Raw genomic sequence first — 14,374 nt, 5'->3', positions numbered from 1 at the left:
CGCGCAGGCAACCCGGCCTCGCAGCAGGCATCGGGTTGCGCGAAGTGAATGCGGGACTCAGTGGCGGTATCCAGCCAGCGCATCGCGCGCCTGGAAAGCACTGTACGTCAATTGTGCGGCCGCGAGGCCCGCGAGGCCGAAGGTGCGCGTCAGGCTGAATGCGGAAAAGCCTTCGGGCACCGGCACGCCCAGCGCCAAGGCGTCGGCAAGCGTCTCGCCCGCAACCGTGGTGGGCGCCATGCCGTGGCCGCCGAACGCGATGGCATGCCAGACGCCGTCGGCGTCTCGACCGATTTGCGGCATCTTGTGCCGCGCGTAGCTCATCAAGCCACCCCACGCGTGTTCGATCTTCACATCCGCCAGTTGCGGATACACGCGTGCGAGGTCGCGCTTGAGCAATCGCGCGATGGCTTCCGGGCCGCGGTCGAGCACCGAGATCCGGCCACCCCAAAGAATGCGCGTGTCCTTCAGCGGCCGGTAATAGTCGAACGCGAAGCGCGTGTCGTAGACCGCGTAGGGTGCGTCGATCGCATCGGCCAGGCGCGCGCCGAGCGGCTCGGTGGCGATCACGTAGGTCGCGATCGGCAATACCGCGCGCTCGATACGCGGTGCGACGCCGCGCGCATAGCCGCCGCCGGCGAACACGACATCCTTCGCCGTCACGCTGCCATGTGGCGTGCGCACGACGAAGCCCGCGCCGTTCCGCTCGATCGCGCGCACCGGCGATTGGTCGTAGATTCGGGCGCCGCCCTGCGCAGCGGCGTTCGCCACACCGAGCACGTACTTCAGCGGATGGAAATGAAAAGCGTTGGGCTCGAAAAGGCCGCCGTGATAACGCGCGGTCTTCAACTGCGAGCGCAATGCGTCCTTCGCCACCGGCTCCCAGTCGACGCCAAATTCGCTCTTCATCAGCGTGCGCGTGGCGTCGAGCCGCGACGGATCATCGAACCAGTTCGCAAGCATGACGCCACGATCGACGATCTCGCAATCGATGCCGTAGCGCGCGATGCGCGTGCGGATCAGGTCCACGGCGTCGACCGTGAGCCGGTACAGGGAGCGCGCCTGGCTGTGCCCGAGCGTGCGCAGCAGATCGGCATTATCGAGGCTGTAACCGCCGAACACGAAGCCGCCGTTACGGCCCGATGCGCCAAAGCCCACGCGCTCGGCATCGAGCACGACGACGTCGCGCACGCCGCGCTCGACTAGCCCGAGCGCGGTATTCAGGCCGGCGAGGCCGCCGCCGACAATGCAGATTTGCGTATCTGTCTTGCCGCTCAGTTGCGGGTAGGACGGGCGAGAGACGGTGGATTCGTAGTAATTTTTCATGCGATTACAGAATTTCGATGTGCGAAAGGAAGACAGGAGAAAGTCGACGCCGCAGTACTGGATCAAACGTCCGAAGCCGCCTTCACCTGATTCGCCTGGATAGCGATGCTGCCAGGATAACCGGCGCTCGACGAAGTCTCGGACGAAGCCGCCATCTGGCGTTCGATCCACGGCGCGATCTCCATGTCTTCGTAGCGAACCAGCCTGCTTTTGCGCACGATCGAGTAGCCCAACCAGACCACGAGAAAGAGCGGCAGGCCGATATAGGTCGCGGACACGTCTACCCAGTCTATCTTATCGGCAAGGAAAGCCTGATAGTTCTGGCCGAGCGTGACGACGGTACACAGCACGGCGGCGAGAATCGGGCCGAACGGGAACCATTTCGCGCGATACGGCAGTTGCTCGAGACGATAGCCCTGCTTCAGGAATCCCTTGCGGAATCGATAATGGCTGACCGCAATGCCGAGCCACGTGATGAATCCCGCCATACCCGACAAGTTCAGCAACCACAGGTACATCGTCTTATCGCCATAGAGCGACGAGAGGAAGCACAGTGCCCCGACCGCAGTCGTCGCATACAGTGCGTTGCGCGGCACGCCGCCTGCCGAGAGCTTCGCGAACAGCCGCGGCGCGCGGCCTTCCATGGCGAGGTTGTACAGCATGCGGGTCGACGCGTACATGCCGGAATTGCCGGCGGACAGCACGGCGGAGAGGATGACCGCATTCATCACGCCGGCCGCGAAGGCAAGACCCGCACGCCGGAAGACGAGCGTAAATGGACTCACGCCGATATCGGTCACGTCGCTCTTCAGCAGGTTGGGATCCGTGTAGGGAACGAGCACGCCAATGACGAAAATCGCGAGCACGTAGAAAAGCAGGATGCGCCAGAAGATCTGTTTGACTGCACGCGGAATCGTCGAGCCCGGATTTTCTGCTTCACCCGCCGCCACGCCGATCATCTCAGTGCCCTGGAACGAAAAGCCCGCAATCATGGCAACGCCGAGCATCGCGCTCCAGCCGCCGGCAAACGGCGCATCCTTGATCGTGAAGTTTTCCCAGCCGTTGCTGGGGCCGCCATGCAGGATGCCGAAAATCATCAGGAGGCCGATCGCGATGAACGCAAGCACGGTCAGCACCTTGATCAACGCGAACCAGTACTCGGCCTCGCCGAAGCCGCGAACCGACAACGCGTTGAACGAGAAAACCACAGCCAGGAAGAGCGCGCTCCACCAGATGCCCGGCACGTGCGGGAACCAGTAGCCCATCACGAGCTGCGCCGCGACCAGTTCGACGGCGATCGTCACGGCCCAGCTATACCAGTAGTTCCAGCCGATGGCGAAACCGAAGCCTTCATCGACGAACTTTGCACCGTACGCGGCGAACGAGCCCGAAACAGGCATGAACGCCGCCATCTCGCCGAGGCTCGTCATCAGGAAGTAGACCATCAGGCCGATCACCATGTACGAAAGGATCGCGCCTCCGGGTCCTGCCTGCGATATCGATGCGCCCGTGGCCACGAACAGGCCCGTGCCAATGGAGCCGCCAATGGCGATCATGCGCAGGTGGCGCGCTTGCAGGCTGCGATGGAGTTTGGGCTTCCGGGGGCTCGAGCTGGATGGATTCTCAGTATTCTTACCGGATTGTGAACGCATGACGTGCGCTGTCTCCATGTCGACTTTCAGAGGCGAAGCACGTCTGGCCTTTCCGCTGCCCTCTTGCGGGGTTCACGCACGGGACCGACCGACGTACGTGCCGTCTTCATTTTTTTGGGGTGGCCGCACGCCTGAAACGAAGCGGCCGGGAATGCGCCTGCGGTGTACAGCACACACGCGACGCCGGACCGAGTATAGGGATTGGGAAACGCAGACGACAAACGATATTTAAGAACTAATTGATGCACTTTTTTCATCAAGCCTGCGAAATCGCCCACCGCGCTCCTTTTACGTACTCCGCCAGCTTCCGCGCGTACCAGTTGGTGAAGTTGGTCAGCATGAACTCCGAAGGCGCATAAGGCCCCGGCGAATACGCTTTCGAATTCACGCCGCGCTGATTGTGCATCACCAGCGTGGCGTCCTGCTCGTTCGTCGCGCGCCATACCGCTGTGAGCGTCTCTATGTCGTAGTCCACGCCTTCTACGGCATCCTCGTGCACGAGCCAGGTCGTCTTGAGCGCAGTCTGCGTGGCCGACAAGGGCAGCACGCGAAAATGAATGATGTGGTCCGAGAGGAAGTGGTTCCAGTTGTTCGGAACCCTGAACATCCGCACCGATCCGATATCGGGCTCGGTCAGGCCGCCCAGCAGCTTCTTGCATGCAGGGCGCCCGTCTGCGGTGAACGACACCGCGCCGCGATGGAACGGCAATCGGATGCAGCGAAATTCCGTTCCACCATCCGCGGGCACATGCGGCAAGTCGAGATGATCCCAGAGTGCCGTCTTTTCCTGCATCAGGAGCTGGAAATCGCGGTTCGCGCGCGGGTCGTCCGGCAGCGCGAATTCAATTAGCGTGGCGAGCAGTTCCGGGTGACTTCCTACGCAGTGATAGCACTCCCGATTGTTCTCGATGACGAGTTTCCAGTTCGCCTCCTCCACGAGCGTCATGGAAAAGGCGACCTTGGTGCGATCCGGCCGGTGCGGCGCGATATACGGCGTGACCGCCGCCTTGAAGCGAGAGATATCGGGTGGCGTGTCGGCGATACAGACATATACCATCCCGCAGATGACCTCGACATGAACCGGACGCAGGCCATGCGCGCTGCGATCGAAACCAGCGGGCATCTGGCGCGCGCTCAGCAAGCTGCCGTCGAGCTCATAGACCCACTGATGATACGGACAGACCAGCCGCTTCGCGTGCCCCGCCGGCTCGGTGCACAGAAGCGAACCGCGATGGCGGCAGGTGTTGAAGAACGCGCCGACGTCCCCGCCCTTCCCGCGCAGCACGACCACCGAGGTCTTGCCGATATCGAGCGTGATGTAGTCGCCTTCGCGCGGAATTTCTGCCACGTTGCACGCAAACAGCCATTCGTTCGAGAAGACCGCCTCGATGTCCAGTTCGTGCATCGCAGGGTCCGTATAGAAGTCTCCTGCGAGGCTGTAGCCTTCGCGCCTCGCCTCGAGCAACGAACGAACATGGGTAAAATCGATCACGCCAAACACTCCTTTTCAGTCGGATTCCACGAGACGTTCGCCTGCACCCACAGCTTCGAGTATCCCGACGCGCTTGCTCACATATGCCGCCGAGGCGGAAAGCGCGTCGGCGGCCGCACTGAAGCTCGACTTGCGGGCGACCGTGCAGAAGACTCGCAGGTCGTCCAGTTCCGGGTTGGCAGCTGGCTTCATCAGAACGTATGGCGCAGGCCGATGCGCACATCGGCCTGCGTGGTCGTGGAAGACGGCGTGAAGCTGTAGCCGATCACCGCATCCACGCCTTCCGACGCCTTCAGCCAGTCGCCCGAGATGTAGACGTCCGTGCTCTTCGAAAGCAGGTAATGCATCGCCGCCGAGAGCTGGTTCCAGTGATGGCCGTCGAAGTGCGTGTACTGATAGCCGCCCACGAGACTTGCCGCCGGCGTGATCTGCCAGTTCGCGCCGCCCTCGGCGACCTGCATGTGCTCGCTTTCGCCGAACGCCTTGATCTGCGTGTACGTGAACGCGCCCATCAGCGTGACCTTGTCGACTACGTAGCTCGCGCCGACGCCGAAGGCGCCCTGCTTGTCCACGGGGAATGGCGTGTTGGCATAGAGCGAGCTGACGGCGCCCGTGGCGGGATCGACGCTCACGGTCGGCCTGCCGAAGAACGTGCGCACGCCGATCATGTTGTACGGGTCGAACGCGTAGATGCCCGACGGGTTGTTCAACTGCGTATAGGCCGTGCCCATCGAAAACGCGCCGTGCTGATACTGCGCGCCCACGCTCCACGCGCTGCCCGTATGGAAGTCCCCCGGGGTATTGCTGAACGAGTACATGCCGCCGAACTGGAATCCGCCGAACGTGTTCGACATGAACTTCACGGCGTTCGGCAGATGGTCGCCGTTCATGCGGTCGAAGTCGCCCTGGTTGATGGCGTAGCCACTCGCCCATGACGAGGCGTTGTACAGGTAGACGAACTCCTGGGTCATGTCGATCTGGTTGCCGAACGTGAGCGTACCCCAGTTGTTTTGCAGACCTACATAAGCCTGGCGGCCAAAAAGCGATCCTCCGTTCGTGAGCTGCCCGTTGCCAATGTGAAAGCCGCTCTCCAGCTTGAAGACGGCCTTCAGGCCGCCGCCCAGATCCTCGGTTCCGCGCAGGCCCCAGCGGTTTCCATACGAAACACCGTCGTCGAACTTCACCTGATACGAACCGCCGGCGTTGCTCACGTAGGTGACGCCCGCGTCGAGCACGCCGTAGAGCGTGACGCTGCTTTGTGCACGGGCTGCCATCGGAAGCGCGGCGAGCGCGAGCGCAGCCACATGCAGTGCGGCAAGCCACATTGTATTCATCGATTTCATGTTGTAGTCGTTGTGGTGGCGCAGTCAGTTCAGGCCGCGGTCGGCTTCGCGCACGAGTTGGCGTTCTTTTTCAATGTCGAGCGAGCGGCAGGTCCACAGATAAACCAGCGCGGCAACGGGCAGGCCCACGAGCATCGCGATGTCGGTGCCGCCAAGCGCATTGGCGACCGGGCCGGTGTAAAGCTCCGTCTTGAAGAACGGGATCATCGCGACGAAGCCCACCGCGTAGGCGGTCAGGCCGCGCCAGTTCCAGCGGCCGTAAATGCCGCGCGGGTTGAAGATCTCGCGCACCGAGTAATGCGAGTGACGCACGATGAAGAAGTCGACCAGGTTGATCGCGGTCCACGGCGTGAACAGGTAGCCGAGAATGCCGAGGAAATCGCCGAACTTGCCCATGAAGTTGTCCGACGCCGCGAACGCGAGCGATGTCGCCGTGAGGGCTACCACGATGAGGCTCACCACGCGCTTGGTCGCGTTCGACTTGAGCGGTTTGAACGAGTCGGTGATGCTGAGCAGCGTGAGCGACGCGCCGTAGAAGTTCAGGCCGGTAATGGCGAGCAGCCCCAGCAGCGAAAGCAGCAGCGTGACCGTGCCGAAGCCCGGAAAGATCATGTCTCCCGCGCGCTGGACTGCATCGGAAATCTCGATCTGCGCGTTGAGCGCCGCCGCGGCGGTGCCCACCAGCATCATCCAGACGCCGCCGATGAACGCGCCCAGGAAGGTCCACCAGAAGGTGGCACGCACACCGGTATTGGGCGGCAAGTACCGCGAGTAGTCCGAAACGTAGATCGACCACGAAAGCTGATAAGCCGCCGCCGAGAAGAGCTGGACGAGGAACGGCGTGGTCTTGAAGCCGGCGAAGCTCAGCTGGCCCGCGGGGAACGGCACTTTCACGCACATGCCGATGCTGAAGATCGTGAGCGCGGCGAGCAGCGCGAACGCGAGCCAGCGCTGCGCCTTGTGGATCAGGTCGTAGCCGAATACCGCGAGCGCGACCGCAATCACGGTGAAGACGATGTAGCTCAGATGCGGTTCCGTGCCCAGCAGATGATGCGCGGTCTGCCCCGCCATCAGCTGGTTGAACGAGTTGTAGCCGATATAGGTGACGAGCGCGACCACCCACACGAGCAACGCGCCCCTATAGCCGAACTGCGGGCGCGACTGGATCATCTGGGGCAGCCCGAGTTGCGGGCCCTGGCTCGAATGGAACGCCATGAAGAAAGTGCCGAGCACGTTGCCGAGCACGATGGCGATCGCACTCCACAGCAGGTTGCCGCCCATGCTGATGCCGATCGCACCGGCCGCGATGGTCGCGAGATTGGCATCCCCCGTGAACCATACCGGCCACAGGTGCCACGCCCGGCCCTTGCGTTCGGCGAGCGGCACGTAGTCGATCGAGCGTGATTCGATACGGGATTTGGCGCGCGACGGCTCGTTGGCCAGCGCTTCGGCTATTGCCTCTTGGGACATGTCTCCTCCAGTTGTGGGGTGGCTCGCGCGGCCCCGCATGACGCGGCTGCGCTTTCCACGCCGGCCCCGATACCAGAGGTTCCAGTTTCCAGACACGGCGCGGTTATCCTGCGGTTAAGCTAAAACCATCAGTTAACAATGTTACGCACCGTAGAGAGATTCGTCGCACTATCGCATCCTCCTATTGACGCCCGGGGAGAAATCGATTTGCTTTGCCAAACGTCAAAGGACACTGATTTACAAGAACAAGAATAGGCCCCGCGCATCAACGGAAGAGCCATCTCCGACAACGTCAAGGGATAACCCTGATTCCACTGCCGCCGAAATTTCACTTATATTTTCGTTAACTTATAGTTTCATCGTAACTGCTAGTTAACCAACCCCAGTGCGGCGGACCCCCATGACCTACCTCCCGATCGAATTCCACAAGACACCCGAACAGCCGAAACTCCCGGCCGACTTCTGCGCCAACCCGGAACTCGCCTGGACCATCCCGGCGAGCTACTACACCTCCGAGGCGGTTTACAAGTCGGAAGAACAGAAGATCTTCGAGAACGCGTGGATCTGCGTCGCGCACCGCAGCGAGCTGGCCGAGACGAACGCCTATGTGACGCGCGAGGTGGTGGGCGAAAACATTCTGCTCGTGCGCGGCAAGGACAGCGTCCTGCGCGCCTTCTATAACGTCTGCCCGCACCGTGGCCACCAACTGCTCGAAGGCAGCGGTAAGGCGAAGAACGTCATCACCTGCCCGTACCACGCCTGGGCGTTCAAGCTCGACGGCGCGCTCGCGCACGCCAACAACTGCGATCACGTGGAGTCGTTCGACAAGGAGAACTCCACGCTCGTGCCGGTGCGCGTGGAGGAATACGCAGGCTTCGTGTTCATCAACCTGAACCCGGACGCACAAGGCGTGGAAGCGCAGCTGCCGGGCCTCGAAGCCAGCCTGCGCAAGGCTTGCCCGGTGATCGACGACCTCAAGCTGGCTGCCCGCTTCGTGACCGAAACGCCGGCCAACTGGAAGTCGATCGTCGATAACTATCTGGAGTGCTACCACTGCGGCCCGGCTCATCCCGGCTTCTCGGACTCCGTGAAGATCGACCAGTACACGCACACGCTGCACGGCAACTGGACGGTGCAATTCGGTCATGCGCAATCGTCGGAGCGCTCGTTCAAGCTCGATCCGTCCGTGAAGGACCCGAGCTTCAGCGGCTACTGGGCGTGGCCATGCACGATGTTCAACGTGCCGCCGGGCAGCGACTTCATGACGGTCATCTATGAATTCCCGATGAGCGCCGAAGTCACGCTCCAGCACTACGACATCTACTTCCTGAACGACGAACCGACGGAAGAGCAGCAAAAGCTGATCGAGTGGTATCGCACCGTGTTCCGCCCGGAAGACCTGCGCCTCGTGGAAAGCGTGCAGAAAGGCTTGAAGTCGCGTGGCTATCGCGGCCAGGGCCGCATCATGGTCGACAAGCAGCGCAGCGGCATCAGCGAGCACGGCATCGCGCACTTCCACAATCTGCTCGCGCAGCAGTATCAGGACTAAGAGGCCGGCATGACGAACCTTCAACATCACGGCCTGCTGCGCGAGCAGGCCTATATCGACGGCCAGTGGCGCGGCGCCGACGACGGCGCCACGCTCGAGGTCCACAACCCCTCCACCGGCGAGCGCATCGCGAACGTGCCGAACATGGGCGCGCCGGAAGCACGCACGGCCATCGAAGCCGCGCACCGTGCCTTCCCGGCCTGGCGCGCCACCACCGCGAAGGAGCGCGCGCGCCTGTTGCGCAACTGGTTCGAGCTCGTGACGGCGAATCAGGAAGCGCTGGCCCAGATCATGACGCGCGAGCAAGGCAAGCCGCTCGCGGAAGCACGCGGCGAGATCGGCTACGCGGCCTCGTTCATCGAGTGGTTCGCTGAGCAGGGCAAGCGCATCGACGGCGACGTGATCCCGAGCCCGAACCCGGACCAGCGCCTCGTCGTGACGAAGGAGCCGATCGGCGTGTGCGCCGCCATCACGCCGTGGAATTTCCCGGCCGCAATGATCACCCGCAAGGCCGCACCGGCGCTGGCCGCCGGCTGCACCATCGTCATCAAGCCCGCCAACGAGACGCCGCTTTCCGCGTTCGCACTCGCGGCACTGGCGGAACAGGCCGGCATTCCGGCCGGCGTGATCAACATCGTCACGGGCAAGTCGCGCGAGATCGGCCTCGAAATGACGTCGAGCCCGCTCGTCAGGAAGCTCACGTTCACGGGCTCGACCGAAGTGGGCCGCCTCCTGATGCGCCAGTGCTCGGACACGGTCAAGAAGGTCTCGCTGGAGCTGGGCGGCAACGCGCCGTTCATCGTGTTCGACGATGCGGATCTGGACGCCGCCATCGAGGGCGCCCTGCTGTCGAAGTACCGCAACGCCGGCCAGACCTGCGTGTGCGCGAACCGCTTCTACGTGCACGATGCCCTGTACGACGAGTTCTGCCGCCGCTTTGCCGAGCGCGTGAGCGCCTTCAAGGTCGACGACGGTTTCGCCGAAGGCGTGAACATCGGCCCGCTCATTACCGAAGCGGCACGCGACAAGGTCGACGGCCTCGTGCGCGACGCCGTTGCGCAAGGCGCGCACGTAGTCACAGGCGGCGCGCCGCATGCACGCGGCGGCAACTTCTACGCGCCCACCGTGCTCGCCGATGCGAAACCCGGCATGGCCGTGCTCGCCGAGGAAATCTTCGGGCCGGTCGCCCCCATCGTGCGCTTTTCGAGCGACGCGGAAGTCGTGCAGCTCGCGAACGATTCGATCTATGGCCTCGCCGCGTACTTCTACAGCCGCGACATCGGCCGCATCTGGCGCGTGGCCGAGCAGCTGGAGTACGGCATCGTCGGTATCAACACGGGGCTGATCTCCAACGAGGTCGCGCCGTTCGGCGGCGTGAAGCAGTCGGGCATCGGCCGCGAAGGCTCGAAGTACGGGATCGAAGACTATCTGTCGATCAAGTACCTCTGCATGGCGGGTGTCACGCGCTAAGGCGGGCGCCCAGCTTCGAGCGGATGCGGACCGTGCCGCATCCGCTGCTTTTTCCGGATTCAGAAGTCAAGGAAGTCAACATGAACGCCCGCGAATCGATCACTGTCGACGTCGTCGCCGTCGAACAACTCACTCCGCTCATCAAGCGCTTCACGCTTGCGCTGCCCGATGGCGCCCCGCTGCCCGAATTCAGCGGCGGCGCCCACGTGCTCGTCTCGATGCAGGACGGCGAGCAGTGGCACCACAATGCGTATTCGCTCCTGAGTTCGCCGCACGACACGCGCCAGTATCAGATCGCCGTGCGCCGCGAAGAGGCTTCGCGCGGCGGCTCAGCCTTCATGCACGACAAGGTCGAGGCAGGCACGCGGCTCGCGATCGGCTCGCCCGCCAATCTGTTCGAACTCGCGAACACACACGGCCCCAAGCGGCATGTGTTCATCGCGGGAGGCATCGGCATTACGCCCTTTCTCGCGCAACTGGCCGAGCATCGCCCCGAGGATGTCGAGCTGGAGCTGCACTACGCGTACCGCAGCCCCGAGCACGGCGCCTTCGTCGACGAGTTGAAGACCGGCCCCCACGCGGCGAACGTGCACTGCTATATCGACAGCGAAGGTCAGAAGCTCGATCTCTTCAAGCTCTTCCACAATCTGCCCGGCGACGCGCATGTCTACGTCTGCGGCCCGCAAGGCCTCAACGACGCGGTCTACGCGAACGCCGCGCTGTTGGGCTGGCCGAAGGCGCAGTTGCACTCGGAGCAGTTCGCCGCGACGGACACGGGCGGCAAGGCGTTCACGGTCGTACTGGCGAAGTCCGGCATCGAACTCGAGGTGGGCGAAGACGAGACCATCCTCAAGGCTATCGAGCGCGCGGGCGTGACGGTGGAGTCGCTGTGCCGCGAAGGCGTGTGCGGCACCTGCGAAGTCCCCATCCTCGAAGGCGAGGCGGATCACCGCGACCAATATCTGGACGACGACGAGAAAGCCGCGCAGAAGACTATTTTGCTGTGCGTGTCGCGAGCGCGCACGCCGCGCCTCGTGATCGACCTCTAGGCCGGCTGCGTAGGCGGGACACCGTGAGACGTCCGTCCGGAACGGCCCGCTTGCCGATCCGTTAAACTAGCGGGAATTACGGAGCAGACGAAACGTCGGGGCCGCGCGCCCCATTCATCAGAGGCGGCATACTCCCGGCCCCGATCGGCGGCCTTGGGGTGTATGCCGCCCTTTTGCGCTTGATTCTTTCGACCGCGCGAGATTCGTCACAGAGGGAAATGGATGTCCGAGGATACGTTCGCGTTCCGTCTGAAAGTGCTGCTCGAGCACAAGAAGCTGAGCCTGCAGCAAGTCGCCGACGCCGTCGGCATTTCACGCCCCGCCGTGCACAAGTGGACGCGCGGCGGCGAGATCGACTATTCGAACCTGCGCCGCCTCGCAGCGTTTCTCGACGTGAACTGGGTCTGGCTGCGCTACGGCGACGATGCCGTGAAAGACCTCGGCATCGCGGGCAATACCGAACTGCCGATGACCGATCTGCGCCGCCGCTACACCGCCGAGATCATGTCGAACGAGGCGCGCATGAAGCAGGCGCAGGAACTGGCGGGCATCGTGACGTGGGAATGGAATCTCGTCACCGACGAGCTGATCTATTCGAGCAACTGCGCGAAGCTTTATGGCCGCGAGATTCACAGCAACGCCGAATTCTGGGAAATCCTCCATCCCGAGGATTCGATCTGGCTGAACGACGAGACGCTTAGAGAGTTGGTCGCGAGCACGGCGCCGCGCGTCTGGGACTTCCGCATCATCTTGCCGGACGGGCAGATCCGCTGGATCGAGTCGCGCGTCGCCACGCTGCTGGACGACGCGGGGCGCCCGGTGCGCGTGGTGGGCACCACCATTGACATCAGCGCGCGCAAGGAAGTGGAATCCGCAGAGCAACGGCGGCTGCAACTGCTCAACGACGCCGCGCGCATTGCGGGCTTCGGCGCCTGGCGCTGGCTGCGAGCGCAGGACGAGCTGATCGTTTCGGACGAATGGTGCCGCCTGTTCGGCGTCGATCCGGCGCACGCGCCGCGCCACTATGTCGAGCTATCGCGACACATTCACCCGGATGACCGCGCGGCGCGCGAAGCGGCTGTGAACGAAGCGCTCGCGCACCGCGGCGACTATCGCGTGCTGTATCGGGCGGCGCTGCCCGACGATACGTGGCGGCTGGTGGTGGAGCAAGGCTACGCGCGCGTGGCACCGCATGGCGAGGACGTATGGCTCACGGCACTGTGCCGCGCCGCGCAGCCAGCCGATATGGCGGCAGGCGCCTCCGCGGCTGCACAGCCGGGCGCGGAAGAAAACGCGGCAACGGGGGCCGCGCCGCACTGAGTTCGTGAGCAGTACCGGGGTGTCCATCCCACGCCTTTGCGCTTAAAGCGCGGCGGCGACTGCCCTGCCGATCTCCGTGGTGTTCGCCGTGCCGCCCATGTCGGGCGTGCGCGGGCCTTCCACCAGCACCTTCTCGATGGCCTGCATGATCGCGTCGTGCGAGAAAGTCGATGTCGCCGGGCTTGCGGTTGGCGAGCGGGCACGGCACGCCGGGCAGCAGACGCACCGGGCGCAGGTTCACGTACTGGTCGAACTCGCGGCGGAACTTCAGTAGCGAACCCCACAGGGAAATGTGATCGGGCACCTTGTCGGGCCAGCCGACCGCGCCGAAATAGATCGCGTCGAAACCCTCGAGCGTGGCGAACCTGTCGTCGGGCATCATCTTGCCGTGCTGAAGGAAGTAGTCGCAGCTTGCCCGGTCGAAATGGCTAATTTCGAGCTTCAGGCCGAACTTCACGGCCGCCGCCTCGACCACGCGCACGCCCTCGGGCATCACTTCCTGGTCGATACCGTCGCCGGCGATGGCGGCGATTTTGAATGTCTTGCCCATGTCGCGTTCTCCGTTGCGCGGCGCGCCAGAATGGGTGCGCGCTCGATAGCTGCAAGCGTGGCGGAAATTAGCACCTGCCGTGTGGAGGCGTTGAACACGGGGTGTGAAGAATTGGGTGAAAGGTGTGGTGCTTCATTGCTATTCGGATAAGTATTCTTATCACAAGGCGTCTGTTTAGCAATAAAACTACGCGATTTCAAAAATCGCCGGATGCGGTCCCGCGCCCCGCCCTCCGCTGAATCTGTCGGCCTGCCCGGTGCCGGTGAACCCGCAATCCTCAACGCCAGCGAGATGAAGGCGCAGCGCCTGCGCTTCGCGTCGGTCCAGGCGTTTGCATCTGTCGACCCTCCGCGTTCGCCCCTGTAACTCGCGACGGCGTGAGAGCCGATATAAAAGATGGCGGTTCACGAGGGTAAGCGTTGCTTGAGCACCGTCTAGACCGATGGCGCCAAAGTGGACAAAGTAGGCCCCACCAAACGAGTGGTGGAGACTACTTTGTCACCTGAGATAGCGACAGCGGCAAGACGGACGCGTAAAGGCACCCCCAACCACCCCATTGGGTTTCGGCGAGAACTCGCAAAGCTGGCATGTGAACCGGGTGTCTCGGTCGCACGACTCGCTCTGGAACACGGGCTCAATACGAATCTGTTGTTCAAATGGCGCCGAGCCTATCAAGCTGGGCAGTATGAGCCGCCGACACTGTTGCCGGTAGAAGTGACTCACGAGGAACGCACGATTGAGAGCGCGGCCGCTGCATTGCCCGTTCAGTCGCAGAACAAGGCACATCCGGTCGTCGCGGGAGTGATTGAGATTTGCGTCGGCATCGCACGCGTGCGTATCGAGGGCACGCCCGACGCAGCCACGCTGCGTGTCGTGTTGCGTACGTTGCGTGCCGCTGCCGAGGCCGAGACGTGATTGGTCTTCCTGTCGGCACGCGTGTGTGGCTGGCTGCCGGCGTGACCGACATGCGGGCCGGATTCAACAGTCTCGCCGCCAAGGTGCAGACGGTGCTTGAACGCGATCCATTCTGCGGACACGTCTTCGTGTTTCGCGGCAAACGTGGCGACCTGCTCAAGGTGCTGTGGTGGAGCGGCGATGGCATGTGCCTGCTGATGAAGCGACTCGAGAAGGGGCGCTTCGTATGGCCTCAAGC

General features: G+C 63.2%; 11 protein-coding genes and 2 pseudogenes. 6 read left to right on the top strand and 7 right to left on the bottom strand.

Going from position 1 to position 14,374, the window contains the following annotated elements; all coding sequences use genetic code 11:
- Positions 1 to 57 precede the first annotated feature (57 nt).
- The 6 genes and pseudogenes from BFD71_RS26010 to BFD71_RS25990 all read right to left on the bottom strand — a co-directional run bounded on the left by BFD71_RS26010 (position 58) and on the right by BFD71_RS25990 (position 7,283).
- Complete coding sequence (locus BFD71_RS26010) at positions 58 to 1,326, bottom strand: NAD(P)/FAD-dependent oxidoreductase (RefSeq protein ID WP_069267198.1); 1,269 nt, start codon at positions 1,324 to 1,326, stop codon at positions 58 to 60.
- Between the two features lie 62 nt (positions 1,327 to 1,388).
- Positions 1,389 to 2,978, bottom strand: coding sequence for an amino acid permease (locus BFD71_RS26005; RefSeq protein WP_069267197.1), 1,590 nt, complete (start codon positions 2,976 to 2,978; stop codon positions 1,389 to 1,391).
- A gap of 256 nt (positions 2,979 to 3,234) precedes the next feature.
- Positions 3,235 to 4,470 carry an aromatic ring-hydroxylating oxygenase subunit alpha gene (locus tag BFD71_RS26000; protein ID WP_218108675.1) on the bottom strand — a complete coding sequence of 412 codons (1,236 nt, stop codon included), beginning with the start codon at positions 4,468 to 4,470 and terminating at the stop codon, positions 3,235 to 3,237.
- A gap of 54 nt (positions 4,471 to 4,524) precedes the next feature.
- Positions 4,525 to 4,662, bottom strand: a pseudogene (locus tag BFD71_RS39415) (LysR family transcriptional regulator); the annotation flags it as partial.
- Positions 4,662 to 5,804, bottom strand: a complete 1,143-nt coding sequence (locus tag BFD71_RS25995; protein WP_370684316.1) for a porin — start codon at positions 5,802 to 5,804, stop codon at positions 4,662 to 4,664. The pseudogene BFD71_RS39415 and the gene BFD71_RS25995, both read right to left, overlap by 1 nt.
- Before the next feature lie 33 nt (positions 5,805 to 5,837).
- Positions 5,838 to 7,283 carry a purine-cytosine permease family protein gene (locus BFD71_RS25990; RefSeq protein ID WP_069267195.1) on the bottom strand — a complete coding sequence of 482 codons (1,446 nt, stop codon included), beginning with the start codon at positions 7,281 to 7,283 and terminating at the stop codon, positions 5,838 to 5,840.
- Between the two features lie 400 nt (positions 7,284 to 7,683).
- Here BFD71_RS25990 and BFD71_RS25985 point away from each other — a divergent pair, with 400 nt between their 5' ends.
- The 4 genes from BFD71_RS25985 to BFD71_RS25970 all read left to right on the top strand — a co-directional run bounded on the left by BFD71_RS25985 (position 7,684) and on the right by BFD71_RS25970 (position 12,671).
- Positions 7,684 to 8,832, top strand: coding sequence for an aromatic ring-hydroxylating oxygenase subunit alpha (locus BFD71_RS25985; RefSeq protein ID WP_069267194.1), 1,149 nt, complete (start codon positions 7,684 to 7,686; stop codon positions 8,830 to 8,832).
- Positions 8,833 to 8,841: 9 nt separating this feature from the next.
- The gene (locus BFD71_RS25980) at positions 8,842 to 10,302 is read left to right on the top strand and encodes an NAD-dependent succinate-semialdehyde dehydrogenase (RefSeq protein WP_069267193.1); all 1,461 of its coding nucleotides are present in this window, start codon (positions 8,842 to 8,844) and stop codon (positions 10,300 to 10,302) included.
- An 80-nt stretch (positions 10,303 to 10,382) separates the two neighbouring features.
- Complete coding sequence (locus BFD71_RS25975; RefSeq protein WP_069267307.1) at positions 10,383 to 11,351, top strand: PDR/VanB family oxidoreductase; 969 nt, start codon at positions 10,383 to 10,385, stop codon at positions 11,349 to 11,351.
- Between the two features lie 222 nt (positions 11,352 to 11,573).
- Positions 11,574 to 12,671: a PAS domain-containing protein gene (locus BFD71_RS25970; RefSeq protein WP_069267192.1), complete on the top strand. Its 1,098-nt coding sequence runs from the start codon at positions 11,574 to 11,576 to the stop codon at positions 12,669 to 12,671.
- A gap of 115 nt (positions 12,672 to 12,786) precedes the next feature.
- Here BFD71_RS25970 and BFD71_RS25965 read toward each other — a convergent pair.
- Positions 12,787 to 13,221, bottom strand: a pseudogene (locus BFD71_RS25965) (isocitrate/isopropylmalate family dehydrogenase); the annotation flags it as partial.
- Between the two features lie 453 nt (positions 13,222 to 13,674).
- On the opposite strand from BFD71_RS25965, the gene tnpA reads away from it, so the two are divergent.
- Both tnpA and tnpB read left to right on the top strand, forming a co-directional pair.
- Complete coding sequence (gene tnpA / locus BFD71_RS25960; RefSeq protein ID WP_342948100.1) at positions 13,675 to 14,136, top strand: IS66-like element accessory protein TnpA; 462 nt, start codon at positions 13,675 to 13,677, stop codon at positions 14,134 to 14,136.
- On the top strand, positions 14,133 to 14,374 hold a 242-nt coding region (tnpB, locus tag BFD71_RS25955), incomplete at its 3' end, for an IS66 family insertion sequence element accessory protein TnpB (RefSeq protein ID WP_069267191.1). The genes tnpA and tnpB, both read left to right, overlap by 4 nt.

The organism is Paraburkholderia nodosa (assembly GCF_001718195.1).
Taxonomy (GTDB): Bacteria; Pseudomonadota; Gammaproteobacteria; order Burkholderiales; family Burkholderiaceae; genus Paraburkholderia; species Paraburkholderia nodosa_A.
Note: the sequence above shows the minus strand (reverse complement) of the source record. Positions and strands in the feature narration are given on the sequence as shown.